24 protein-coding genes are annotated in these 25874 nt (G+C 52.4%); 13 read left to right on the top strand and 11 right to left on the bottom strand.

The annotated features are described in order from the left end of the window. Positions 1-6 precede the first annotated feature (6 nt). Positions 7-1488 (bottom strand): aldehyde dehydrogenase, encoded by a 1482-nt coding sequence (locus tag ACR0B7_RS11680; protein ID WP_170486589.1) that lies wholly within the window; start codon positions 1486-1488, stop codon positions 7-9. A 143-nt stretch (positions 1489-1631) separates the two neighbouring features. Between ACR0B7_RS11680 and ACR0B7_RS11675 the strand changes: the two genes are divergently transcribed. The 7 genes from ACR0B7_RS11675 (at position 1632) to ACR0B7_RS11645 (ending at position 8601) form a co-directional block, all read left to right on the top strand. After that, the gene (locus ACR0B7_RS11675) at positions 1632-2033 is read left to right on the top strand and encodes a RidA family protein (protein ID WP_170418304.1); all 402 of its coding nucleotides are present in this window, start codon (positions 1632-1634) and stop codon (positions 2031-2033) included. A gap of 32 nt (positions 2034-2065) precedes the next feature. Beyond that, on the top strand, positions 2066-2833 hold the full coding sequence (locus ACR0B7_RS11670) for an alpha/beta fold hydrolase (RefSeq protein ID WP_254447392.1): 768 nt from the start codon (positions 2066-2068) through the stop codon (positions 2831-2833). Then, positions 2830-4938, top strand: a complete 2109-nt coding sequence (locus tag ACR0B7_RS11665) for a CoA transferase (RefSeq protein ID WP_170486591.1) — start codon at positions 2830-2832, stop codon at positions 4936-4938. The genes ACR0B7_RS11670 and ACR0B7_RS11665 overlap by 4 nt, the downstream gene beginning before the upstream one ends. A 13-nt stretch (positions 4939-4951) precedes the next feature. Continuing rightward, positions 4952-5554, top strand: a complete 603-nt coding sequence (locus tag ACR0B7_RS11660) for an amino acid synthesis family protein (RefSeq protein WP_010443804.1) — start codon at positions 4952-4954, stop codon at positions 5552-5554. Positions 5555-6051: 497 nt separating this feature from the next. Beyond that, positions 6052-7164 carry an AAA family ATPase gene (locus ACR0B7_RS11655; protein ID WP_170576772.1) on the top strand — a complete coding sequence of 371 codons (1113 nt, stop codon included), beginning with the start codon at positions 6052-6054 and terminating at the stop codon, positions 7162-7164. A gap of 32 nt (positions 7165-7196) precedes the next feature. Then, on the top strand, positions 7197-7439 hold the full coding sequence (locus tag ACR0B7_RS11650) for a hypothetical protein (protein WP_170486593.1): 243 nt from the start codon (positions 7197-7199) through the stop codon (positions 7437-7439). 208 nt (positions 7440-7647) lie between these two features. Further along, complete coding sequence (locus ACR0B7_RS11645; protein WP_170486594.1) at positions 7648-8601, top strand: LuxR family transcriptional regulator; 954 nt, start codon at positions 7648-7650, stop codon at positions 8599-8601. 156 nt (positions 8602-8757) lie between these two features. Here ACR0B7_RS11645 and ACR0B7_RS11640 read toward each other — a convergent pair whose 3' ends face one another. From ACR0B7_RS11640 to ACR0B7_RS11625, 4 genes are all read right to left on the bottom strand, one after another. After that, positions 8758-9549, bottom strand: a complete 792-nt coding sequence (locus tag ACR0B7_RS11640) for a DUF3299 domain-containing protein (protein ID WP_170486595.1) — start codon at positions 9547-9549, stop codon at positions 8758-8760. Between the two features lie 154 nt (positions 9550-9703). Next, a complete protein-coding gene (locus tag ACR0B7_RS11635) occupies positions 9704-10531 on the bottom strand; it encodes a hypothetical protein (protein WP_170418900.1) in 828 nt (275 codons plus the stop codon). A 52-nt stretch (positions 10532-10583) separates the two neighbouring features. Continuing rightward, a complete protein-coding gene (locus ACR0B7_RS11630) occupies positions 10584-11015 on the bottom strand; it encodes an antibiotic biosynthesis monooxygenase (RefSeq protein WP_170418897.1) in 432 nt (143 codons plus the stop codon). Between the two features lie 162 nt (positions 11016-11177). After that, complete coding sequence (locus ACR0B7_RS11625; protein WP_170576773.1) at positions 11178-12920, bottom strand: amidohydrolase family protein; 1743 nt, start codon at positions 12918-12920, stop codon at positions 11178-11180. A 146-nt stretch (positions 12921-13066) separates the two neighbouring features. On the opposite strand from ACR0B7_RS11625, the gene ACR0B7_RS11620 reads away from it, so the two are divergent. The 3 genes from ACR0B7_RS11620 to ACR0B7_RS11610 all read left to right on the top strand — a co-directional run bounded on the left by ACR0B7_RS11620 (position 13067) and on the right by ACR0B7_RS11610 (position 15811). Continuing rightward, positions 13067-13987 (top strand): helix-turn-helix domain-containing protein, encoded by a 921-nt coding sequence (locus ACR0B7_RS11620; RefSeq protein ID WP_170576774.1) that lies wholly within the window; start codon positions 13067-13069, stop codon positions 13985-13987. Positions 13988-14112: 125 nt separating this feature from the next. Then, on the top strand, positions 14113-14595 hold the full coding sequence (locus ACR0B7_RS11615; RefSeq protein WP_170416131.1) for a hypothetical protein: 483 nt from the start codon (positions 14113-14115) through the stop codon (positions 14593-14595). 199 nt (positions 14596-14794) lie between these two features. Next, positions 14795-15811: an AraC family transcriptional regulator gene (locus ACR0B7_RS11610; protein WP_170485929.1), complete on the top strand. Its 1017-nt coding sequence runs from the start codon at positions 14795-14797 to the stop codon at positions 15809-15811. A 43-nt stretch (positions 15812-15854) separates the two neighbouring features. On the opposite strand, the gene ACR0B7_RS11605 is transcribed toward ACR0B7_RS11610, so the two are convergent. Next, complete coding sequence (locus ACR0B7_RS11605; protein WP_170416127.1) at positions 15855-16367, bottom strand: hypothetical protein; 513 nt, start codon at positions 16365-16367, stop codon at positions 15855-15857. A gap of 468 nt (positions 16368-16835) precedes the next feature. On the opposite strand from ACR0B7_RS11605, the gene ACR0B7_RS11600 reads away from it, so the two are divergent. Then, positions 16836-17276, top strand: a complete 441-nt coding sequence (locus ACR0B7_RS11600; RefSeq protein WP_170567701.1) for a hypothetical protein — start codon at positions 16836-16838, stop codon at positions 17274-17276. A 132-nt stretch (positions 17277-17408) separates the two neighbouring features. Here ACR0B7_RS11600 and ACR0B7_RS11595 read toward each other — a convergent pair whose 3' ends face one another. Continuing rightward, on the bottom strand, positions 17409-17837 hold the full coding sequence (locus ACR0B7_RS11595; protein WP_170416123.1) for a hypothetical protein: 429 nt from the start codon (positions 17835-17837) through the stop codon (positions 17409-17411). A 268-nt stretch (positions 17838-18105) separates the two neighbouring features. Between ACR0B7_RS11595 and ACR0B7_RS11590 the strand changes: the two genes are divergently transcribed. After that, complete coding sequence (locus ACR0B7_RS11590) at positions 18106-18804, top strand: hypothetical protein (protein WP_170416121.1); 699 nt, start codon at positions 18106-18108, stop codon at positions 18802-18804. Between the two features lie 39 nt (positions 18805-18843). Here ACR0B7_RS11590 and ACR0B7_RS11585 read toward each other — a convergent pair whose 3' ends face one another. The 3 genes from ACR0B7_RS11585 to ACR0B7_RS11575 all read right to left on the bottom strand — a co-directional run bounded on the left by ACR0B7_RS11585 (position 18844) and on the right by ACR0B7_RS11575 (position 22016). Continuing rightward, positions 18844-20184, bottom strand: a complete 1341-nt coding sequence (locus tag ACR0B7_RS11585; protein ID WP_170576775.1) for a mechanosensitive ion channel family protein — start codon at positions 20182-20184, stop codon at positions 18844-18846. Between the two features lie 192 nt (positions 20185-20376). Beyond that, a complete protein-coding gene (locus ACR0B7_RS11580) occupies positions 20377-21141 on the bottom strand; it encodes a hypothetical protein (protein ID WP_170576776.1) in 765 nt (254 codons plus the stop codon). Beyond that, the gene (locus ACR0B7_RS11575) at positions 21138-22016 is read right to left on the bottom strand and encodes a hypothetical protein (protein ID WP_170416114.1); all 879 of its coding nucleotides are present in this window, start codon (positions 22014-22016) and stop codon (positions 21138-21140) included. Before ACR0B7_RS11575 ends, ACR0B7_RS11580 begins: the two co-directional genes overlap by 4 nt. A gap of 496 nt (positions 22017-22512) precedes the next feature. On the opposite strand from ACR0B7_RS11575, the gene ACR0B7_RS11570 reads away from it, so the two are divergent. Further along, positions 22513-23991: a phospholipase D family protein gene (locus tag ACR0B7_RS11570; RefSeq protein WP_170567704.1), complete on the top strand. Its 1479-nt coding sequence runs from the start codon at positions 22513-22515 to the stop codon at positions 23989-23991. A gap of 88 nt (positions 23992-24079) precedes the next feature. Here the strand turns inward: ACR0B7_RS11570 and ACR0B7_RS11565 are convergent, their stop codons facing one another. Further along, positions 24080-25612 (bottom strand): hypothetical protein, encoded by a 1533-nt coding sequence (locus tag ACR0B7_RS11565; protein ID WP_170416110.1) that lies wholly within the window; start codon positions 25610-25612, stop codon positions 24080-24082. Positions 25613-25874 lie beyond the last annotated feature (262 nt).

The following is a 25874-nucleotide window of genomic DNA, read 5'->3' as shown; positions in this document are numbered from 1 at the left end:
CCTCCCTCAGCGCATTACAAACGGGTTCGCCATCGGCTCTTCCGATGTGTTCATCCAGACCGTCTTGGGCCGGGTGTAATCGTAGATCGCCTGGAACCCGCTTTCGCGGCCATAGCCTGATCCTTTAACGCCACCAAACTCCGCTATCGGCGACACAACACGGTAGGTGTTCACCCAGACGATGCCGGCACGCACCGCATTTGCCATGCGCAAGGATCGCGCGCCGTCGGTGGTAAAGATGCCCGCCGCCAGCCCATGTTCGGTATCGTTGGCCAGTTCCAGCACCTCAGATTCGGTCTTAAAACGCTGGACGCAAAGTACAGGGCCGAAAAGCTCTGTATCGACGATACGCAGATCCTGCCGTGGGCAGTCGATGATGGTTGGCTCGAAATATAGCCCTGCTTTGCCTTCCGGCTGCTTGCCCCCCACCAGAACTGTGCCGCCCTCTTCCTGAGCGAAGGCAACCTCGCGTTGGATGTGGTCCAACTGTCCAGGGGTGCAAAGCGGCCCCATCTGAGTTTCCTCGGCCAGTGGATCGCCAATGAGGATCTGCTGCGCCTGCGCCACCATCCTGTCGAGAAACTCATCCGCGATGTCCTCGTGCAAGTAGAGCCGCGATCCGGCGACGCAGCTTTGCCCTGTCGCGCCAAAGATACCGGCAATCGAGGCATTGACTGCACTTTCGATATTGGCGTCATCAAAAACAATGAAGGGCGACTTGCCGCCCAGTTCCAATGAGACCTCGGCAAAGTTGCGTTTTGCGTTCTCCAGCACATGGCGCGCGGCATTTGGGCCACCGGTAAAAGAGACGCGCGCCACCAGTGGATGCCCGGTCAAAGCCCGTCCACAGGGCTCACCATGACCCGTTACGATGTTGACCACACCAGGCGGGATACCGGCCATTTCGACAAGTCGCCCAAACTCCAGCATGGCCGCGCTGGCATGTTCGGATGCTTTTAGAACAACCGTATTCCCGGCAGCCAATGCCGGGCCGATCTTGACCGCTACAAGGAACAATTGCGAATTCCAGGGCACCACGGCAGCAACCACGCCCAGAGGTTCGCGCTTGGTAAAGACAAACATGTCAGGTTTGTCGATGGGCAGTGTCTCGCCGCTTACCTTATCCGCACACCCAGCAAAAAAGTGGAAAAACTCGGCAATGTACTTGGCTTGCCAACGCGTTTCCTTGAGCATCTTGCCGGTGTCGATGGATTCAGTTCGTCCCAGCTCTTCGGAATGATCCGCCAGAAGATCGCCCAGCTTGCGCAGGCATTTGCCGCGCTCGGTCGGTGTCATCCGCGCCCAGGGGCCGCTGCTAAAAGCAGTGTGCGCCGCGGTGACTGCGCGGTTGATATCATCCTCAGTTGCCTCTGGAACACGGCTCCAGACCTCACCATTGGCTGGGTTGACGCTGTCAAAAGTACCGCCATCCGCAGCGTCGACCCAGTCGCCATCAATCAGCATCTGATAGTTTTTGACATCAGCCATGGCGTGCCTCCCCCCTGATTGTTGCCTCCCTATTCATGTCTGCTTTCGCGCCTCAGGGTTATGAAAATACGACGCAGTCTGTCGAAAAATCCGGGTCTCGCATCCGATCATGGGTGCAGGCTGTTCCAAGGGGAGGCTTGGAAATGGGTAGCAAAAAGCAGGTTATCGGAGGTCCACTGGAAATTGGCGGACGGGTTCTGTCGCTGTCCCGCGCCATTCGGGCAGGTGATTTCGTTTTTCTGACAGGGCAAATTCCTATGCGAGACGGCGTGCCTATGACCGATGGCACCGTCGAAGAGCAGACCCGCGCAGTTTTGGACGACATCACCAAGACACTAGCCAAGGCAGGCTGCACCCGCGACGATGTCATCAAGGCCATGGTCTGGCTGCGGGAGCGCGACGATTTCCCTGGATTTAACGCCGTCTACGCCGACTATTTTCCAGTTGAGCCTCCAACCCGGTCGGCTGTGGTCAGCGATCTTCTGGTGGATGCCCGCGTTGAGGTCGAAGTCGTAGCCTATCGCCCCCTCAAGGACCAATCCTGATGGGCATAGCACCAGACGGAACCCATTTAAAAATGACAGGACCAGAAGGTGCGCCTGTTGTGGTAATGATCCATGGGCTGGGCCTGAACCAGGATTGCTGGCAATGGACGATCCCTGCACTGTCTGATCGCTTTCGCGTTCTCACCTATGATCTATATGGTCATGGGCAAAGTGCCCCGCCACCCGAACGCCCCAGCCTTTCAATGTTTTCACGCCAGCTAGAGAGCTTGCTGGACCACTGCGCCATCCAAAGCGCGGTTATCGCAGGGTTCTCGTTGGGTGGCATGATCGCGCGTCGGTTTGCCCAGGATGTGCCACAACGGGTTTCAGCTCTGGTGATCCTTCATTCCCCTCACAAACGGACCGACGCCGCACAAGAGGCAATCTTGAAACGGGTGGAACAGGCACGGTGGGACGGACCAAAGGCAACGGTCGAGGCTGCGCTGGACCGGTGGTTCACCGATGCGTTCCGCCAGTCCAACCCTCGTATGATGGAGACGGTACGCGACTGGGTCATGGCCAATGACAAAGCAATTTACCACACTATCTATCGCGTGCTGGCCGATGGTATCGACGAAATTGTTGCGCCAAGCCCGCCGATTTCTTGCCCGGCGCTGGTGATTACCGGTGATGAGGATTTCGGCAACGGGCCTGACATGGCCTATGCCATCGCAAGCGAGATTGCGGGGGGCAGTGCACTTATCCTCCCGGGACTGCGGCATATGGCACTTGCCGAAGACCCGGACGCAGTGAACAAGCCACTCCGCAGCTTTCTCAACAATCTGGATCTGAAGCCATGAGCACCAAAATCCTCAAAGGCCTGCGTGTGTTGGATTTGAGCCGGATGCTTTCAGGTCCCTATTGTACAATGCATCTGGCGGATCACGGGGCCGAGGTGATCAAGATCGAAGGCAAACATGGCGACACCAGCCGCGGCAACGGACCGTTCCGTCAAGACGATCCGGATCATGCCTGGGCCGGCTACTTTGTAAGCCTGAACCGCGGCAAGAAAAGCGTGCAGCTTGATCTGAAATCGTCCGAGGGCTGCGCGACTTTTCGAGAACTTGCGGCAACGGCGGATGTCATCGTCGAGAATTTCCGCCCGGGCGTAATGGATCGCCTTGGCCTGTCTTATGAAAGCCTTGCTGCCGACAACCCCCGGCTCGTCTATGCCGCGATCCGTGGCTTTGGCGACCCGCGCACAGGCCAAAGCCCCTATGCCAACTGGCCTTCGTACGATGTGGTTGCGCAGGCCATGGGCGGTCTGATGTCCGTCACCGGACCGAATGCTGACACACCCACCAAGACCGGACCTGGGGTGGGTGACATATTCACCGGCATGATGATGGCTTTCGGTATCATGACCGCCCTGCGCGAGGCCGAAGCGACGGGCAAAGGGCAGTTTGTGGATGTGGCCATGTATGATGCCATGATCTCGCTCTGCGAAAGAATGGTTTACTTGCATAACGTGACAGGAGAGGTGCCCGGACCGGAAGGCAACGGGCATCCATTCCTTTCCCCGTTTGGCCTTTACCCTGCAGCCGATGGCCACATCGCGCTTGGTATTGTCGATGACGCGTTTTGGCAGCTTTTGACACGGCTGATGGGGCAACCGTCACTTGGACAAGATGACCGCTTCTCCACAAGGGCGGCCCGGGCCAACCATGCTTCCGAAGTCAACAAAATCGTACGCGATTGGACCCGACAACGGACTAAGGAGCAATTGACGGCAACACTGGGTGGCCAGGTCCCGTTCGGCCCGATGAACAATATCTCGGACATCGCGGCCGACCCTCATGTAGCCAGTCGCGGCATGCTGGCGAAGGTCCCGCATCCGGATGCGGGGCATGAACCTTGGATCGTGGCAGCAAACCCGTTGCGGTTCGGTCGACACCGCCAAGGTGCACTGACGACCCCTCCTGCGCTAGGTGAGCACAATAGCATTCTGGAAGGATTGACCCCACCGGAGTCGACGGAACCCTTAGCCGGGAAGGCGCTGCGCGACGCCTTCGGGCGCTTTGCCACCGGTGTGACAGTGGTAACTACCCGGCAGCCGGACGGGACCCCGCGCGGGTTCACGGCGAACTCATTTACCTCCGTTTCTCTCGACCCACCTCTACTCCTGGTTTGTGTCGGTAAGCAGGCCTTGTCCTTTGAAACCTTCCTGCAGGCGGATCATTTCACGGTCAACGTCCTGTCGGACGACCAAAAAGAAATCTCGGGCCTTTTCGCGTCTCAATCAGCCAAAAAATTCGACATTGCAGCCTGGCAACCTGACGCGCGGAACATGCCCACGATAGACGGTGCGCTCGCCCGGTTCAGCTGTGCCCGACACCGTTTGGTCGATGCTGGTGACCATCTGATCCTGATCGGCCGCGTGGAGGATTTCGAAACGCGCGAGGGACATCCGCTGGGCTACTTTCGCGGTGCCTATTTCGATTTGGGGCTCAACAGTGCCCTGACAGAGGCCGCCACTGCAGGTGGTGTGACCGTCGGAGCGGTACTGGCCAACGAAGATCGGGTCCTACTCTCCGTTGACAAAAGCGGGCACATTTCAGTGCCGGTTGCTCCTGCAAATAACAATTCTGCAGATGGGCTGATCACTGATCTGTCAAACCGAGATTTGATTGTAGAGCTGGCGCATCCTTATGCGGTTTATCGAATATCCAAAAGTGGGACGCAGCGGATCATCTACCACGGAAGCGTTCATGGGCAGCCCCCTGACGGCATGCAATACTTTGGTCTCGGCGACTTGCCGCTGGAACGCGTACGCGACGGGGCTGAAAATTCGATGTTGCGCCGTTACGCAAAGGAAAACAGCCACGGTACATTTGGTTTCTACCACGGAACTGAAGTCGAAGGCGTCGTACACACACCGACCGGGCACCACAGCTATCACGTTTGACAGGAGAAGCAATATGATCCCCGAATTGCGCAAGGTAGTCACCTTTGATGAGGATATTCACACAGAAGGAGGCCGACCTTCGGAACCCGTGTTGCGCATGATCGGCGTGGCAGCGGTGGTCAGAAACCCTTGGGCAGGACGTGGCTTTGTCGATGATCTTTCACCAGAGATTCAGCGCATGGCGCCAGTTCTGGGAGAGATGCTCACCAACAGACTGATCGCTCTGGCGGGGTCAGGCGATGCGATAGAAGCCTACGGAAAAGCCTGTATCGCCGGGACAAGTTGTGAGATTGAACATGCCTCCGCGCTTATTCACACCCTGCAGTACGGAAATTATTATCGTGAGGCAGTGGGTGCAAAAAGCTATCTCGGTTTCACAAACACGCGAGGGCCCGCGAACACCCAAATTCAGATCCCGCTGATGGACAAACATGATACCGGGCGGCGGTCGCACTACCTGACCGTCCAGTTTTCAATCTACGACGCGCCGGATGTGGATGAACTTGTTGTGGCTCTGGGGGCATCAACCCGTGGTCGCCCGCACCACCGGATCGGCGACCGATACTCAGACCTCGCTGCCTTGGGAAGGGATGTGGAGAACCCGGCTGGGGTCTAGTTTGTTACGATGATGATGCGTATCAGGTAATTGGCTTGAGGCAAGTTGTTGTCTTCGATGCAGACCAACTCAGCACGAGAGCTGACAATCAACAAATAAGGATTGGGCGCAAAATCGCCAACGACCGCCGCCTCCTTGATGGGGTATTCTGGGTCGGCTAAACCGGAGTCACTTCGCGTTCAGCCGGAAGCGTTTAGAAATGCTCAGACACTCATCATCAGGCAGCGAGCGCCAAACATGGAGTTCGCTCAGGGACACCAACCTCATAAAAAGCGGCTTTACAACTACTACCCACCTCCCTTTTTCTAGTGCGTCTAGCTCATTTGGACAGAAATAACAGCAAGGAAGTTTGTTCCATGCAACTGTGTCAGCCACAGACAAAGCTCTCATTCGCAGCGGCTACATGAAAGCCTTAATCAAAACCTGTTGCGGACATCCTGTGTTTAGTCTGATAGGTCGTCTGTTGATGTGTGATCGCCGGAGCCGGAAAGACTGAAATGCTTGTTACAGTTGCTGTCGCCGGTTATCGATCTCTCCGAAATCTGGTTCTGCCACTTGCTCCCCTGACGGTAATTACCGGTGGCAATGGGGTCGGAAAGTCGTCGCTGTATCGCGCGCTTCGAATGTTGAGCGAGGTGTCACAAGGTAGTGTCATCTCTACACTCGCGTCTGAAGGAGGGTTGGGCTCCACAATGTGGGCGGGGCCTGAAGTGCTGTCTCGAGGGATGAAAACGGGTGAAGTACCCATCACCGGAACGACTCGGAGCAAACCAGTCGGCCTAAAGCTTGGCTTTGCGTCCGAAGACTACGGGTACGCAGTCGAGCTTGGATTGCCAGCAGAAAACTCAGCCTTTTCTAATGATCCTGAGATCAAGTCCGAAGCATTGTGGATCGGCGAGACATTGAGCCGACACAACGCGCTTGCAGAGCGCCGTGGCCCGTGTGTACGGGTACGGTCGGAGTACGGTTCTTGGAACCAGGCGGCCACTACCCTTCCACCGTTTGACAGTATGATGACCCACGCAGCCGATCCGAATAACGCATTAGAGCTGCTGCATTTACGAGACCGTATGCGGAATTGGCGGTTCTATGATCAACTTCGGACTGATCGTGAGGCCCCGGCCAGAAGGCAACAGGTCGGCACCCGAACTCCAATTCTTGCAAGTGACGGCTCGGACCTGGCGGCAGCTATTGAGACAATTCGGGAAATCGGCGATGTGGCAACACTTGAAAAGACCGTCATGGACGCATTTCCGGGAAGTTCAATTGAGGTTCATGCGAAAGATGGGTTATTCAGCCTCACAATGAAACAGCACGGGTTGCTGCGCCCGCTCAGCACTGCGGAATTGTCGGATGGGACCCTGCGATACCTGCTCCTCGTGGCGGCCTTACTGACGCCACGACCTCCTAGCCTGATGGTCCTAAATGAGCCCGAAACAAGCCTGCATCCTGACTTAATCCCACCTCTAGCTCGGTTGATCAAAGAAGCCTCCGCGCGAAGTCAGATCATCGTCGTTTCTCACAACCGAGCGTTAGCCAAAGCTTTGAGCAAGGGTGGGCGCAAGATTTCGCAGCGAACTTCAAGCACCCGGAACTCGGCGTCGGCATAGAAGGTCTGATCTACCAACCGATGTTGGAATTGATGCGATATTTAGAGGCCAACGAGTTCCTCGTTTACATTATCACCGCTGATGAGGGTGCAATTCTGGCCGGGTTGATCACAGACGCGAGGCTGAGCGATCCACGCTTGCCGCCTGTGGTTAATCCGGGCGGATATCTGCGCGGTATGGTGCACGCAGATGAGCGCGGGGAACTGAACCTGATTTCCAGTTTCATGGGATTGCTCGCCCGAAGAGCTCAGGAAGAGGAAAACGAACTTCGCTAGGGCACGAGGTCGTTGCTCGAACCCCGCCCGTGGGTATGTTGTCAGCTTCGCAAATACATCCGTCTCGTCGGCAGGTTTTCGCTCTGTTTCAGCCTTCCGAACAAAGCTGCGTTCGCATGTGTGATTATCTACGGGAATTCCCGAGTAGTTTGTTCAGCTTTAGGTTGCTACTGGGTCGCGAAGGCGATGCAGAACAGAGAGAAGACCTATGAAAATCGCGGATATTGGCAATTCTGAATTGGATTTTCGGCAGACCGGGGAGGCGCGCCTTCAGGAAATTTGTTCCAGGTTCGGACTGGAGAATGCGTCCTACGCCCATATCGACAAGCATCACAACGTTGTCCACGGCTGCACCACGTTCCCAGCCGAATGGGTCAGGCACTACGTCGACAACGACATGGTCCTGGTCGATCCCCTCATCCGGTTTGGCGCCGCAATGATCGCACCAATTGATTGGGCTGTGTTTGATGATCAGCGTGAACACGCACCGCTATTCGATGCAGCGAGAAAATTTGGTGTGGGTCAGCACGGACTATCCATTCCGGTTATCAATCCGTTTGGCGAGCGAGGTGTGTTTACGGTCACATCCAACCTGCCTCGCACCGAATGGGACGCATTGGTCGCGAATATGCTCCCTGCCCTGCGCCATGAGGCACAGGTCCTGCATCTACTCGCACTCGACGTGATTGATACGGTCTTCAACTTTCCCACGGACGCTTTGTCCGACGATGAGATGGATGTGTTGAAGATGCTCGCCTCGGGATTGATCCCATCGGTCATAGCGCGGCAGACAGGCCTCTCATCCAGAATTGTGCACGCACTGTCATCCTCAATTGTCACCAAGCTTAAGTGCCGAACAACGGAACAGGCCGTCGCGCGTGCGGTCACTACCGGTATTCTCAAATGGACGGATTTTTTTGCGGACCCTGTCGCTGAATTGGTCGATGTCGAACGACGCACGCTCTGCGGCGGGATCGTGCGTTGGTCAGGCAGGTCTCACGAATTGATTGTCTTTGAAGACGGTCGAACGGTACGGAATCTCGAGAGTTTTCGCGCGGTTCAAATCGAAGACCTTGCCAAAGACTTCAATCTGGATGCCAACAGGTTCCTGGAAGAGCTCGGATGCAACCGAGACCAATGCGTGTGGGCTAGGCATCTCTGAATCCGGTTGAATACGTGCTGCTTCGTTTCTGAAATTTGCGCCGAGGCGCGAGATTACATAATTTCTCTTACACCCCGAAATCGCTCACAAAATCGCAAGATGTTGACTGAACGGTTCAGCAGTAACTTCCTCAAACCCTTCGTAGATGTCCAATACTTAGCCATCGAACTTAAGAACGGCGCGTGCATCGAGGCTGTAGTTGGAAATCACTGTCGCTGCACCATCATAGAAAGAAACATTACTAAGCCGTTCTTGCGCGTTTAGCTCACCTTCGATCCAAAACGCGTCAAAAATTGATCTGAACTCGACACCCTTCGAATAAACGACATGAATGATCTGATTTGGGGGTGGTGAAGGCGTGTGAACGCAAGAACCGGCAACAGGCACAAGAAGAAACTCGGTAACCATACCGCCTTCGAGCGCGAGTGGTACAATGTAACCTGGGATCACTATCGTCTTGCCAAGAATACGAGGGTTCGGGCCGCGACCATTTGCATTGTTTTGGGCAATGATCTTTCGGCGCTCTCGCATGAGGTTTTCCACATCAATCTTGTGTTTTGCGAGAAGGGCGGTTGCTGCATCGTGTTCCGCAATAAAGCTCTCATCTGAACGCTTATGTGCGCTGGACGTCTGCCAGCGCACATGTGTTCGCATGGCTTCCAGTTGTGGTGCAGACAGTGATGCGAACGGAGTTTCAAGCGATGTAAGCGGAGGTAAAAGTTCTTTCCAACTTACGGCCAAGTGTTTCTGAGTAGTTTCGCTTAAGCCAGAAACACCCGAGAATGCCGAGGCATCAATTGCGCGTGTATCGAGATTGATCCTTGGAGCCCCCGAAGGGGCGCGTCCAACTGAGGATTCAGGCGTATTCTGAACAGTTTCCGCAAAGCTGGCATGAGGGCATGTCATAATTGAAAGGCAGGCAATAAGGGCAAGTACGTTGCGTGTCATGTCAGCGTTCCGGTTACATACAGTCATCGTTTCTTTGCTATGCATTGAATGCGAGCCGGCCCTTCATATCTTTGGGTAAACCACAAATTGCAGTTTTGTCCGCTTTATCGTTTTGGTCTCTGATCCGTATTCAGTTCCAGAATTTTGTGGCCAGTCAGAAAAAGAATGAGAGGCCAATTTTGACCTGTCTGTCCGGCCCGCCTTCAGGTCTACGCTCTAGAACATAGTACCCCATGCTAACATCCATGGCCGTACCTTTGGCCTCGTTGATGATCGACGTCTTGCCCGCAGTCAAACCCAGCGGAACGGCCCATGCTTCGTCGTTTCCCGAGGCATTCCAGTTGTAAGAGATGACGTTATTGTACCCAACGTACCACCCCTCGCCCAGCCCATAGTTCAGAATGGGTTGAAGGATACTTACGCTGAAATCGTCTTCGCCCCACATATGGGCGACAACTGCGCCCCATGAAAGTTCCCCTGCCTGCCCGAATACCACAAACGCGGGTCCGGCACCCCAGCCTGCACCGGCCAATGCGTCATCCGTGTGGGTCGGCATGGACACCTGCACCCCATATCCCAACGCAATCCCGCTTGGTCCGGGTGTCGGCGCATAAAACGCCTGCACCGTTGAATCGCCGATGCCCCAGGTCAGATCGTCGTCTGGAGAAGGGTCGACTATACCGGGCGGCAGCACTGCACCTGGCTGAACGCCCTGAATGGGAATGATCCCGCGCAGAACCAACGAGGCATTCTCTAGTGGAACCGAATAAACCGGCTGTAGCTGAAAGTTATAACTGTCATCGTCATTTGTGCCGGTCCTGAATGCGATTGTGTTGTCCGTTATAAGCGCCTTTGTATCCGCCAGCGGATTTGCTGCCTTTCGCGCGGCCTGACACGCGGCGTCACAGGCGAATACATGATCCGGATGTGAAATCAGAACTCCGGTCAGGAGCGCGGCGACGATGAAAACCCGATTTGTCATGAACAATCCCTATTGGCATCTCTTTGCGTTTCCCTGATCTACGTCCTAAGGCTTAGGGCTGTTGGGGACGGTCCTGTGCTACGCCTGCAATTGGTCGACCAATCTCTGCGCCAATGCTTTCAAAGAGCTCTTGATGGCCATCTGAGAGAGGTGAAAGGGTGACAATCCGTTCAAACTGCGCAAGTTCCACCAATTTTGGTAGAAACGGTTCGATAAGTGTCTCATGTCGTGCATGGGCCGCGGCATCAACGTAGCGTTCATAGCCATACACCGTTTCACCAACCCGGGCGAACTCATAAACCAAAAGCCCGTCATCCGTGGCAGACGCCACGACCATTTCCTTGGCAAGGGTATCGAAGGCCTGTGCGTTTTCATCAGGCACTTTCAGGATTGCAATAAAAGCCACTTCTTCCGCGAACGCAGCAGTTGCAGTCGCCAGAGTTGTGATCAGCCCCAAGACCGTGATGTGGGGTCGAAAGTTCAATTCAGCCTCCATTCATTGGTACGGGTTATTTCCGATGAACTGAATTCCGATTGATTCACCCCAAGGACTCAGGAACGTCCGTAATTCCACCAAGTGAGCCCAATTCAAAAAGCCCGTAGGAGCGGACAGCGCTACAATGTCACGCTGACCGCCATTACATTGTCAGATGCCGTCCCGATGCGTGAACCGCCCATCCATAAGCGTGCCTAACACTTTGATGTTCGAGATTTCGCGCGGTTCGACTGCGGTGATGTCCTGATCGAGAACGACGAGGTCGGCATATTTTCCCACCTCGATGGAGCCTATTTTGTCCTCCATCGCTTGCTGAGCCGCAGGATAGATCGTGACCGCTTTCAGCGACTCTTCCAATGAGGCCGGTTTGCGAGACAACGGGAACGGCTTGCTGTCCGGATTTAGCGGGTCCTGCAAGGTCATCGCGATCTCAACATTGAGGAGCGGACCGATCAGATCAATCGGCGCGGATGGCACATCCGAAGAAATCGACACGTTGTGCCCCAATGCCATCAGCGAGGAATAGCGGGCAAAAATCGCCTCGACCTTAGCGCGCCCCAACAAGTCCAACGCGTTTACATCCTGTGCTTCCCAGTCAACGTGGAAAAGTGGGGTCGTGTTCACCATGATCTCGTTTTCGATAACAGTCTCATGGTCCTGATCAGATACCCAGAAATAGTGGTGCAAAAGGTTGTTCGGAACGTCATAGCCAGCTCCGCGCGCGGTCATTATCGCTTCGACAGTATTGCGAACCGTTTGTGATCCGTCGACATGGGTGCCCACCGGCAACCCATTCTGGTTAGCTTGCAAATACACCGAAGTTATCATGGGACCTTCGATGGCAGCCGCACCGCGCGTCGCGGACCCGTCAGCGTAATCGTCCAACATCCACGCCGTTTTTGAACTCCAGTTCCCCTCGGGATGTATCTTGATGCCCCAGATGCGCAACATGTCGCTGTCGTATTGCTCGCGCAACTCAAGTGTGTGCGCGACAATGTCGTCGGCAGTTGCCGTAGGGTCCTTAAAGCCGGTTGCAACGAATGTACGGATCGAAAGCTCGCCGTTCTTTTCTAGTTCGTGCAGATGTGCAAGCGCCAGTTTCTCGTCATCCTTGACCAGCGACAAATCCGTAACCGTTGGCATAGCCATCAAGGGTACGTGAACCGCCGTAATTCCGGTTTTGACAGCTTGATCGTAAAGGTTTTTCTGGATGTCAGGAATTTCCCCGGCCGGGTCCCAAGCGCCGGCATTTCTAAACGCCGCTGCCCATTGAAATTCGATACCAATTCCGGTCTGATTGCCCTCAATATCGCGCTGCCAGAACATAACCCCTGGCACCTGATCTTCCTCGTCAGGACTGACTTGTCCGGCTTCAAAGGCTTTGGAATTCATCCAAACGTCGTGGATGGTGAAGTCCAGGATAAAAGCGGGGCGGTCAGACACCACTGAGTCCAGATCTTCTTTGGTGGGCCATCCCCCATAGGCAACCTGATTGAAACCATAGCCGAGGATCAATTCTTCGTCGGGGTTCGCGTCTGCGTATTCTTTGATCTTAGCCAATGCCTCATCCAGCGATTCAATTCCGAACAAGCTTACGCCACGCGACGTCCAGCCCGACGCAACGATGTGATCGTGGCCTGATACAAAGCCCGGCAACAGGGTATCACCGCCCAAGTCCAGAACTTCGGTGCTGTCACCGATCAACGCCTCTGCGCCCGCGACATCCCCAACATAGCTGATCTGATTACCTGTAACGGCGACGGCCTGGGCCGTTGGCGTATCATCATTCATGGTCAAGACCGAAGCATTGGTAAAAACCAGGTCTGCAACCTGCGCAAAAGAGGCCGTGGTTGTCATCAACAGAACTGCAACAGAGCAGGAGAATTTTCTCATGGGAATCTCCGAGAAGTTTGAAAAAGGATTTCTTATGCTTGGGATCAACAGTGTAGCCTAAGCTTGAAGTTGGCTATCCGAATTGTGCAAACTAACTTAAATTTTGAACCCACCTCACAGACACAGGGTGAAAAATCCGAGGCGTCATGTTGCAAAGCGTTCAGATTCACTCGTTTGAAAATCTTCCTGTCTACACAGACGTCGAGTTCAACGCGACAGTGCTTGACCCAAAGGGGCCAATCGTGACTTGGGAAAGCGCCCCGTTCGACAATTTTGGCATACATATTGAGACATTTCATTCGCGTGTGCGATATCACGAGATTCAGCACCACGACACGATCTACTTTGGGCTATTTCTTCCGCACGGTGATCCCGTCCGGTTTCAAGGGGTTTTGTATCACACGCCATTTTTGGTCTGTTGGCACGGACTGAGACCGACAGAGTTTGACTATGTTGTTGAGGCCGGAACACGTGTGTTGATGCTGGAAGTTCCTCGGGCAGTATCCAATCAGCGCGGCTGGGCGGACTTCAAGACACCAATTCGGTTGGCCAAATCAGAAACACTTAATGACTACGTATATGCTTTGGAGACTACCCTTGGTCAGGGAATGTCGAAGTCTACAATAAATCAGACACAGATTTTTAGTACGCTTTCTCAAAAACTTGAACGCCTTACGGGTGATTTGCTTTTCCGCTCTGGCAAGGCGGACGTTTCCAGATCATCGGACGAGGGGCACTGGAAGATCGTCACTGCCGCAGAGGAGTTTCTGATGGATAGTAGCAATCCCGGAATAACTGTTCAGACACTTTGCCACTTTCTAGGAGTACCCAGACGATCCCTATACGCCGCGTTCGAGAAACAGATGGGTATTGGCCCGAGTAAATTTCAGACGCTGGTTCGATTGCACCGGCTCAGATCTTTGCTTCTTGAAACGCCATATGAAAAAGGGGTCGTATCGAAACTGGTTGGGGAAGCTGGCTTCAATCACCTTGGCAGAACATCCGTCGCCTACCGTCAGTTCTTTGGAGAGACGCCGATTGAAACGGCCAAGCGCGCCGCAAAGTAGAAATGTTATACTTGCATTTCAAAGTATTATATCACTTTCAAACCGTTATCATACTGTAAACCACCTGCTGGCGGCCTCACTCAACTCCAATATCTGAATTGCAGAAACAAGCGTGGAGCAATCAGATGTCCAACTACAAAAAGCTAGTAGCGTTGCAGGCTCTTTATCCCTCAACCATAGCCGCCGCTCAGGATCTGGTCCTGCGGACTGCAGAATTGAAGCGAACGCGGGAAAATCAAATCCATATCGACCTGAACGGTTCTTCTACTGCTCAAGTCGCGTTTGAAAATGCCGTGAAGGAAACTCTGCTCTGGGCTGCGCGTGAATCGCGCGAAAATAGTGCCGAGCGACTTTTCAAGTTCACAATGAGTATTTTCGCCCAGTTTTCGCTGGAAAACCCAGGCTGGTACAAGGTGCTTCCTGAGATATCGGATTACCTTTTGGATCTCACCAGCGCGAAGACGTCGCAACTTGACGACGCGGTGGAGCAGGCACAAAGAGAGCTTTTGGCCAAAAATCAGATGAATGAGGCACCGGGGGATTATCACGTTGTCTTTCCCATGACAGCAAATGCTACTCCATCCACCCCTGGCCACGCCGTTCACTAAGGCGTGCCCATGTTTGAAAATCAAAAAAACTGCTGCAAATCTTGCAGCAGTTTCATCGTGCGCAGCAGCCGTTGCTTGGAACACCCACCACGTCGGTGTGAAACTCTGGCACAGAGCCGCCAGTTTGCATGTCAATTGTCGCCAACGATCAGATGAGTATTATTCGACGCTAGAACCACGCGCATAAAAGGAAATGCTCATGGGTATCGACAACGCTTGGCTACGACATTTTTCCCGAATGTTTCAAGAAAAGGCATCAGACACCCATGTGTTTGAAAATGTGCTGCAGGAGTCGGGACTCACGCCCAGTGACCTGAATGAGCCATCGAGACTTATTGATCCCTACAAAGAAGGCCAATTTGTCCGTCTGGCTTGCGCTCAGTTAAGCACGCCAGCATTTGCGACAGTCGCCGGGCTTGGCTTCAATTCACCGCGTGACATCGTTTGGTACATTTTGAAGTATTCTCAGAATCTTAGAGAAGTGATCGAGAATGCTTCGCACTTTGGCACGCTAACCGACGATACCATCTCCTACATTTTGGTTGTTTCAGGAAATCATGCTTCGCTACAACTGCAAATTATTGACGGAGGTCTCGCCAAGTTCCACCGTCGAACAGAGTTCCTGATCTTCTCGGCAATTGCTGTAATGCGCATGGTCACGGACACCCAGCTCTATCCATTGGAGGTTCGGTTTCAGCACGTGGTAAAGGCGGCAGGGCCTGACATACAAAAAGCAGCCGGATGCGCCGTAACCTTTGGTTCAGAAAAAACCGAGGTTATCCTGCCGCTTTCATCTCTCGATCTTCCAATTCCAAGCTACGATCCCGCTCTCAAAGAGCATTTGATCAACTATGGGGAAAGCCTGCTGAAAGAGAAAGTCGGTCGAAAATTGGGAATCCGCAACAGGGTTGAAGCTCAATTATTGAACGAACTGCCAGGTCGGATTCCCGACTTGCAAAATGTAGCAACCGGCCTGGGGCTCAGTTCGCGATCGTTGTCCCGGCGTCTCAGCGAGCAAGGCTTGAGTTTTCGCCAAATTGTCGATGACATTCGGTGCGATCTTGCCCGAACATACCTGAAAGACGGTTTCTCTATAGGCGAAGTTGCGTTTTACCTCGGCTTTGCAGGACAGGCTGCATTCTCTACGGCTTTCAAGCGCTGGACGGGCTTATCACCACGGCAATTTCAACAGCAAAATACTTTAGCAAGGAACTGACTTTAAACCCCGCATTCGGTGCAAGGGTACGCCAGTAGCTCAGTTAGTGAGGTGACGAAACTTGAGTAACCGCACAGTCTGAAATCCGGGGCGCTTTCCACAATACAAATTCGTTCCTGCCATAGTCGTCGATGACCAGAGCAACCGCGTGTTTGGGGATCTTAGTTTCGAGCACGACCGGAGTTGTGTTCGTCGCGCGGCCACACTTGAGTGCATAGTCTAAGGCAGCCTCAAAGCTGTTGGTCCAAGACAAGCCAACTTCCTTTCCCAAGCTTTGACCGCGATAAATCGGGATTTCTCTGGGAAGCAGGCGCCACTCGGTGGTTGGCTTCCAGCTTGATTTCCGGTTCTCTGCACCCATCGCGTGAACAAACATGGTGTGATTGATTTTTTCAAATCCACCCCACAAATTTTGCAGCAATGGCCAAAAATCCCATCTGGAAATTTCGTTTTCCAAAAGCAATTCAACGACGGCGTCTGCACGTTGATCAGCTTCATAATGCCTATTCAAATGCATACTGAATACTTCAACTGCACTAATGGACTCGGTCTTCATGACTGGCTCTCCAAATTTGTCTCAACTACTGGCATCGCACTCTGCTAAGTGCTTTCCTTCAATATTGGAGTCGACCTTCCTGTTCCTCATTCGACAACGAGCCAAAGTTTTTGTTAAACCTGCCAAGCTGGGAGAAATGTACAGTTCTAGCATGACGGAACACTTTACGTTCAATTCAAAAAGTACGTGTCAAATCAAATTCATTTCTCAATAGTCGAGTGCGGCCTTGGAGTCTGAGAAACAGGACTGTCAATTAAGTGAGAGTCTGAAACTGCTTTTCCCGTCTGCCCATTGATGTTGCCCAACAATCAAACGAGACTTCCGCTAAGATTGTCCTGCTTACGCGAAAGCCCTAGGATGCAGGACAGCTTCAGTTCGCGCCCATCAAACTCTGATTGGAAATGGACCGGTTAAATGACAACTGGAAAATCGAGACGGATAGTTCCACGACGACCCGTGACATTTGTAATGGCCGTGATCGGGGCAAGTTTGTTTTTGCTCTTTCTTTCTCGCGATCTTCCTGACGGGTTGGGCGACGATTGGGCAAAACAGAATTTTGGATTGGTCGCGCGCTACGTAGTTGCGATGACGTTGGGCGGGGCTTTGATGGGGTATTTGCTTGCCCCTATGTTCGGAAATTCAGGCGTTGGAGGGTGCGTCTCGTCACTCGTAGGTGGGGTTTTAGCGACGCTCATTGCCGGTGCTATCGGTAGCCTTTTTGGTCTGTTGCCCGACTTGCTATCTGATGGCTGGCAAGCCAGTGACCTCATTTCAATATTATTTGGGTTCGCTGTTTTGCCTCTCGCTGCGGCTGAAAACTTCGGCTCATTGTTGATATGGCTTGCTATGGTCGTTGCGGCCCATGTTCTCTCTGTCTTTGAGCGCAAAAAGAAAGCGGCCTACATCTGAAGCCTGAAGAATTCCTGGAACTCCAAATCGCACCGCTTTCAGAAACCTGTTGGATGACCCAGCATCCTTAATATTTCTGCTTGGCAAGGCCTACAAACTCGTGGCGAGGTTTGTCAGGTTCAATTGGGTCCGTCAAAAACGGTCAACCGCTTTCGGCGCGCCTTGCCCAACAAGGTGAGGCTGATCGCTTTGCACCTTTTCAATCGCGTCGATCAGCAAGGACACACTATTGGCGCTAGTGTTTTGCAGGTAGCTTTTGATATCTATGACAACATCGTTCCAACTTGGACAAGCAAGCGAGAACTGAGACAGGAAATTTTCGGTGAACTTGGACAGTCCCTCGACGCTACCTTCGCGTGCTTCAAAAGCGGCCCAGTACAATGTTTCACTAAGCGCATCTTCAAAGGCAATCTGCGCCCTGTAGACGCTATTCAGTTCAAACCAATCGGAGTCAAACCTGACCTGTTGTAGCTCTGTGGCTCTCAATACCAGGTTATGAGCAGACGCTGTGGTCAAAGGATATCTACTGCGCAATAACTTCAAGATTTTGAACTGTGACATGTCTCCCACCTCTCTCTTTCACGAAAGGGAAATATGTGGGGAAACGCGTGCGGGACATGTGCTTTACGGTATCCAAACAGTTAACGTTTCACACGAAATGTTGGCATAGATGGCTATTGGCCCATTGGTATTGGAGATTCCAATCTAGGGGCACTAGTCTTTGCGTAGCATAGAGCTTTGTTCAGTTTTGCAACACTGGCGCCAGACTAGGAAGATCGTCAAATCCTATTCCCGGCGACGCTATGCTAGGACAAAAAGGTGTTGATGAATGAATGATGTGTGGATCGTTTCAATACCTATCTTGCTGGTCGATGTGGTGAGCCCAGTCCTTTTGGCAGCGACTGCTATAGCGTTGACTGGAAAGAAGCCGATTGCGAGTAGTCTTGCGCTGGTCTTGGGTCATACAACTACGTATTTTCTGGTTGGAGTTCTGATTGTCTATGGCTTGGCCGAGTTCATCACGCCGGTAGTGGACTTTGTCATTGATACGTTTGTAAATCCGATACCCATTTATTTTGTCGTCGGTTTTCTGCTGGGGATCGTTTTATTGGCCATTGCCTTGTGGCTAAGTGTAAATGCTTCAATGAAAAAACAGGCTGGGAAGTCCGAAGCCTTGCAACAGAAAGATGGAATTCTGTCTTCATTTGTTATGGGCGCGAGCATTTGTGTAATTGGGATTCCGTTCGCCGTCCCATACGTCGGCTTCATCAATGAAATGTACCGTTTCAATGTTCAATCGAAACTTGTTGGATTGATCGCCTACAACCTGGCTTTTGCAGTTCCATTTCTCGCCATACCGTTGGCCTATAATTTCATGGGCGAGTCGATACTCAATAGCCTGAAATGGTTCAATCAATTCATCAGCAACACCGCGTCCTGGTTTCTACCCCTTTTGTTTGGTCTCTTGGGGTGCGCCTACATCGTGGACGCGATCAAGTATTTTCTAACTGGGTCCGGGTTAGTCTGATCGACGCGTTGCAAACTATGTTTGGTTCTGCAACGCGTTTCAGTCTGATCCTGATGGCTCCTGTCGGGTGTGAACATGCACATCCATCTGTGGATACGCTATGAATATTCCTTTGTTTTGCAGGCGCGTTTTTCCGATCTCTGTCAGATCCCATTGTACATCCCAGTAATCGCCGGTTCGCACCCAAGGCCGGCAAAAAATATTGACTGATGAGGGTCCCAACTCGCCAACAAAAACACGGGCTTCTGGGCTTTTTAGACACCGCTTGTCCTCCTCCACCATCTCGTAGAGGATCGCCTTAGCGGTCTCGATGTCATCTTTGTAGCCAATTCCAAATACAAGATCGACGCGCCGCACGCGGTACTTGGTAAGGTTCTCCATCGAACCCTGCCAGATAGACTGGTTTGGAATCTGAATAAGGCGATTGTCAAAAGTTCTAAGTTTCGTTGAAATCAAATTTACGTCGATCACGGTTCCAATAATCTGGTCGACCGAAATGATATCACCCTTCGCGTAAGGGTTCGTTGCCTGAAGCAGAAACCCACCAATCACACTCTGAAACAGGTTCTGCATCATGAAGGCCAATAGAAATCCGAACCCCCCGATGACGGCAGTGGTGACCCCGATGTTCACACCAAGCCCCCACAGAGCAAAAAGGAACCCTATGAGAAGAACACCCCAGCGAATTACATTTGGGACAACCACCGCTGCGACTTCATTTCCCTCGTCACGAGCGCGAAGCCACTTGTCAGAGGCTCTTTTCAAAGCTCCCCCAAGAAAGAAGGCTACAGTTAGAACTGCGATCGCTTGAATAAGTCCGCTTAAAACCCGGAGCCCCCCCTTACCTGATCTTACCCAATCCCAAGATAGATGTGCTATCGTAGTCCACTGGTAGGACAGCAGGAGTTCGCCAATGAAGCCCTTGATGAAGTCCTGGTGCTTCTTCACTTCATCTTTCGGCCCACCTTTGCGCGCCAAGGCATAAACAACAATTAGGTAGTTTTGAAAATAGCCAACGTTCTTCTGGTTGGTCGCTTTGATTTCCGCAACAATATCAGGAAATTTGTCCTCTCCTACGGTATCCAAACGGGTTACATCCGCAGCTATTCTAGCAAGGTTGGTTTGGACACGGCGCTGCCAGATATCTGCAACTTCCTTAAGATCATCTGCGCCCAAAGCAACTATGTGCCGAGCAAGAACGTCTTCCGGGACATCTGGATCACTCGAGATAACGATTGAGTTTTGATAGGGGTCTGATTGAGCCAGTTGTTGTGCTCCAGCCACCCCAAAAAACGCAGTTGAAAGCAACGCCGCGGTCAATACCGCAGCTATTGTTGAGACTGTTGTCCTCGCGACATCCCGCAGATTATTTTTCTTCATGTATTTGCTCGCACGGTCTCGGTCCAATCTCGCAATCAGCAACCTGGCTTCTGCAAGGTTTCCCGTCGCGTCGGCCAGACCTTTGGATTTGGGGCGAAGCCCTTCAACATATCAATATCCAAAAATGGAAGAATAATTCCACAATTCGGACATCTTAACATAGTGGAAGCCAACCCTGGCGAACTGAATGGTTTATGGAGGCCCCGGGATAACACCCTCTTCTTGTAGTACCTGCAGTATTCCAATGATCGTGGTCGTGCTGGTATCAATGGATCCCTTTAGGTAGGCTCCCAGTCCGCCATCTCCTATTTCGCGGGGACCGCCTGCTTCGTACACTGGGTCCAACGGCTCGAATTCCTCGGGGAAGGCCGGGCAAAATGGCCTTTCTCTTAAAAATCGCCCCGCGACCTCAAGCAAAATAGCGCGCAGAGCCTCAACATCTTCGACAAACCCTTCAATGTCTCTTAGATGCTCAAGCGGTTGAACGACCGCATCCACAAGCTCGTATGTAACGCATTTCTCACTAAACCGGGCCGTGGCGGACGCGGAAAAGCCGAATATCCATCTGTCCGTAGGTTCGCCGCGTGCAAAGATGTTCTCTCTTGTTTTCGTGCACTCGTAGAACTGCGTATCAAACTTTCCACTGAGAGAGACGACTTCGCCTTGCACGTCAATCATAAACTCACTGAGCTCGGTTCGGCTTCCACATGTGTCCGAGATAGGTTCTTCTGCAAGGAGGTCGGGTAGACGAGCCTGCAAGTCACTAAAGTCAAGCACAGCCTCGACTCCGACACGTGTCGGCGAAACCGCTGTCATTACCACACTGAGACCGTATTCGATTTCCGTTGTACCGACGATCAGCGTGTCATCTATGTCAAATTCGGCTTCCTGGGCGACGGACGCAGAAAAGAGGCAAATGCCACCAAACAGAAACGCCGCAAACTGAGCGTGTTTCATTGTTGCCCCTCGATAATGTCGCTCAGCTCCATTACGCTGAGCAGGTTTACAAGTGTGGACGCATCCGTTTCGATTGACCCTTGAATTTCAGCACCAACCCCACCCTCGCCTATTTCAAGCGCTTGCACGAGTGTGGCTTTCGGTGACACCGGCTTTAGCTCCTCAGGTATGGCCAAACAAACCGGGTTGGCATCAAAGTATATCTCGGCTTTTTCCAGAATCTCGGCGCGCGCGCTATCAATGACACCGAACAACCTGGCAAACGCTCCGGTAATTCCCCGCGGGTCCAATTCAAGCTCGACCAAAGAAAAGCGCACGCATTGGTCTGCGACGAAGGCTTCTAGTCTGGCTGTGGTGTCGATTTCTTGTGTCAGCCAAGGGTTGCCACGCTCGTCACCTGATGAAGTCTGGTTACATGAAAAAAACCGAACAAAAATAGTCCCACGCAATTCGACGTGATTTTCTATCGCCTCAGTTTCGATAACCTGAACCGCCACTTCTCTCGAGCAGGTACTGTCATAGACCCCCGATGCCAACTCTGGGAACCGTGCCTGAACGGTCCTGAGATCAGCCATTGCATTCACCTGCAAACGGGTTTCCGAAGCGGGGCTCAAACCGGCATAAAATGCGACCTTGAAACTCTCGGTGCCAATAGGCACCTCGCTGGGTAGAAGAAACTTAATGTCGCCGGCATATTTTGAAGGATCAATTCCTTCTCCATTTTTTGCGGCGACCAATAGTGCCTGAGAATTCAGTGCACCTGACGGTTTAGGTCTGTCGCCTTCACACGCAGAAAGCAGATTGAGCAAAAAAAATGAGAAGACCAAGATCAGGGTTGCTCGAAAGGCTTTGCCGAATTTGACCAGGCCAACCAACCGTCAACGTCCTTTTTTCCTAAATCCCTTTTTAAATAAATAGTTGATAGCCATTGATCAGTCGAGAAAATTCGCAATCCCACCGCCCTACCCCGTCGGGCTTCGACATCAATTAACTCTGAGAGTCATGGCAATTCTTTCAGACTAAAGTCGCCACAATGCTGTCGGCAAAAATGGATAAGTTTTCCCTCAGTGCAGACAGCATTCCTGTGCGAACGTTTCCATCTAAGAATAGACTCCGGCACATACGACAAATGGCCAACACTCTACGTCAGCTCGACGCTATAGCTTTTATTGGGAACTTGACCCGTATTGCTGACGCGATGATTGACTAGCAGGTGTCGTGGCTTAAAAATGTAGAAGGCATAAAGACTTGAGCAAATCTCATCCCTCAGCCGGAATTTTCTCAGATCAGCCGCATTCGCCACAACTTTGCTGAGGTCAAACAGGAATACCAATGAGGATCGTTCGGAAACTCTTACTTGGGTGTGGTTTGATGTTGGCTATTGGCGGCTGCACCTATGTTCCATTCGATACACCAAAAGAGAATTCCTTCGCTATTCCGGCAACCGGAACCAACGCCGAACGAGTTGCGGCAAAGCTTACTGGGCTGGATAAAGACGTCGTAGCAATGGCCCCCTTGTACGATGGCAATGACGCGCTGGGGGCTCGATTGCGAATGATCGAAAGGGCGGAAAGCTCCATTGACCTGCAAACGTTTTTAATCAAACCCGATTTAGCCGGGTCGCTGATATGGCTCGCCCTTTATTCCGCCGCTGAACGTGGTGTGAAGATAAGGTTGTTGTTGGACGACGTTTTCACCACAGCACAGGACGATCAGATAGCGTCCTTGAACGCGCACCCCAATGTGGAAATTCGCGTTTTTAACCCGCTGTCTCGAAACAGTACCGTGGCTGTTAATTTCCTGCTGGACTTTTCCAGGGTGAACCGACGAATGCACAATAAGGTTACTATCACAGACGGCAGTTTCGCGATTGTCGGCGGCAGGAACATCGCGGACGAATATTTCAGTGTCGGGACACAATACGACTTCGCCGACTTCGATCTGTTTGTAGCAGGCAAACCAGTCCTAAAATTGTCAAAGGCGTTTGACCTGTATTGGAATGACGCCTGGTCCCTACCATTTTCTGCTATCCACGAGGGAGACCTGACCCCTCTGACCGAAGCATATGAACAGTTCCAGAAACGCGCCCTCGGAGAAGAAGTGGCCACTTATGAACGGGCTTTAGGTTCTGAATACCTCAGGCAGCTCGTGAATGGTCGGGAAACCGTGTATTTTGGCCGGGCGAAGGTTGTGGTTGACGATCCAACGAAGCTCCGCTCGCGTTCTGGAACGGGCCCATATGTCGTTGGGGATGCCTTTTTCAACAGCCTGCGTCGCGCGAAAAGCAATATTAGACTGGTCACTCCTTATTTTATTCCAGAGGAGTACGGCGCGGAGTTTCTTGAAAAACTTGTCGAAAACGGCATCGATGTTTCGGTAGTGACAAATTCTCTTGCATCAACCAACCATCCCTACACGCACGGCCATTATGCCCGGTACCGCAAACGGTTAATCAACGCGGGAATTGATTTCTTCGAGGTCCGCTCCGACGCGGCGACTTCAGACTTGAACGGTGGAATTCCGCTCACCTTGCACACTAAAATTGCAACGATTGACGAGACTTATGTTTTTGTAGGTTCCGCAAATATTGACCCAAGATCCATTCGACAGAACTCGGAAATCGGTATGCTAATTCGCAGCCCAGGCCTTGCCAAAGATATCAATGCGCAATTGGATGCTGCTCTGCCGAACAATACTTATCGGGTATCTGTCGGCGACACCGGCAAACTACAATGGGAAGACACTGCGTCTACGAAAAGCGAACTGCTTCCCCGTGAACCGAAGGCAGGTTTTTGGCGTAAGTTTGTAGCCACGGTATCGGGTTGGCTGCCCATCGAAAGTCAGCTTTGAGGAAATGAAGATTTAGTAACTCAACCACATGACGTTGAAAAGCTAGCCGTCCAGTGGTTATCTGATACCGCAGCCCTTTCACCGCAATCTAATGCAAGTGTTTCATGCCTTCCCGCAACAAGTCCACAACACCAGTCGCATAGGGGAGGTCCGCAAGATATTCGTCGAGCGTAAACTGATCGGTTGGAAAGTTTGACAAAGCATCTTGTGCCAACTCAACCTCGCCTGCCAGCCCGTGGACGGCTGCGATCAGCAGCCAGTCACCCGCGTTCTCACGGGCGTCAATCCTACGTACTTTTTCTGAGGCTAAAACGTAGTCCCCGTTTTCGACGTCCTCCAGACACAGGGTGATATTGGTCCAGATTGGCAACAGGGGATTAATTTCCAAAGCCTGCCTAACCAATTGACTGCCAAGCTTGATATCGCTGACAAGCGCCAACCATGCTCCAGCCAACGCGATCAACAACGCACCGTTGGGATTGGCCTGAATTGCCGCACCCATCAGGCGGTCGAACCGTGAATTGTCACCCGCCATCTGCGCGTAAATTGCAGCGGCAAACAAGGCTTCTTGGCATTGAGGTTCAAGCGCCACGGCCTTTTCTGCATGGGTCTGTCCCAACTCCCGAACCGCACTCAGGCGTTTTTGACCGAGTGCAACTTCTTCCACATAACCCAGCGCAATCAAGGCATGCGCCAAACCACCGGTTTCGTTGTTTGCCGTGGCATTCCGCGCAAGGTCTATCATTTGCTGCAAGCTGCCCGATCTGGAGGTTCGCAGGTGAGCATGGAAGGCCAGCAAAGCCTGATAGACCCCTTGCCCAGATGGCGCGCGGTTGGCGAAACGCTCTGCTGCATCCGTTGCGACTACGCCATAGGCGTCAGCTATTTTCACGGCACAGTTTCTCGCAACTTCTTCCTGAAACTTAAAGCTATCCGTCTCATCTGGCCTGAAGTCACACCGGTCGGACCACAAGATAGAACCCTCATCAGCCCTTTTGAGTTGCACAATCAGACGCAGACTTTTCTGGGCGTCCCTCACAGTACCATCCAGAACATAGTCACAACGCGGTACGGCTTGCGCCGAGTTTTCGCTGAAAGGCGTATCGCCATACCCGGTGAGAACACGGATATGGGTAAATCTTGCCAGCTCAAGCCCCAATTCCTCTGGGAAACCCTCGCGCAATAATCTGGCAGGTGGCGTATCCGAGCCTGAAAAGACACCGATTCCCAAAACAGGCCATCCAGGATCGTTCTCCGGCGATTGCCCTTCCTGTTCCCTTTCAGAATTCGCTTCAAAATGAGGACGATACTGCCCCTTGGGGATCGAAATACGAAACGGGTCAGCACCCCCTGAAGTCAGATAATAGTAATCCAGAGATTTTCGCAGCTTGACGGCCTCGATCCGTACGATTGGATCGACATTGGGATCGAATTCGGCACCTCGCCCAAAGACATCCATGGCCAAAGCGGTTCCCCTCAACTCCTCGCCACGACCTTCAAGTTCACGTTGAACAAGATGCTTTAGAAACGATTTCGTCCTCGCACTGCCTTCAAAATCCTTGGATGCTAAAATGCGTTCCAGTTGCTCTAGAATATCCGCTTTGTCGACATTTTCCGGCACGGCTATTCTCCTGCTTGGTCACGTCACAAAGTTTGCCAATGTAGAATACTGTAAAGCAACATGTAATTTCCTTTCGCCAAGCCTTTCCTATGCCCACCTGAGTACCATCAAAGAGACTATTTAAGACCGAAGGAGGCTTTGAATGACTCACAGATGGACGATAGCAGGAATTGTCACCCTGGCGGCATTGGTTACGGCAGTTTCCAGTGCGAATTCAACGGACTTGCATCAAGACAATGCGCCCCGAACTCACTATGGTGGA

This window comes from Ruegeria sp. BB6 (assembly GCF_056539385.1).
This window is presented reverse-complemented; position numbering and strand designations above follow the sequence as displayed.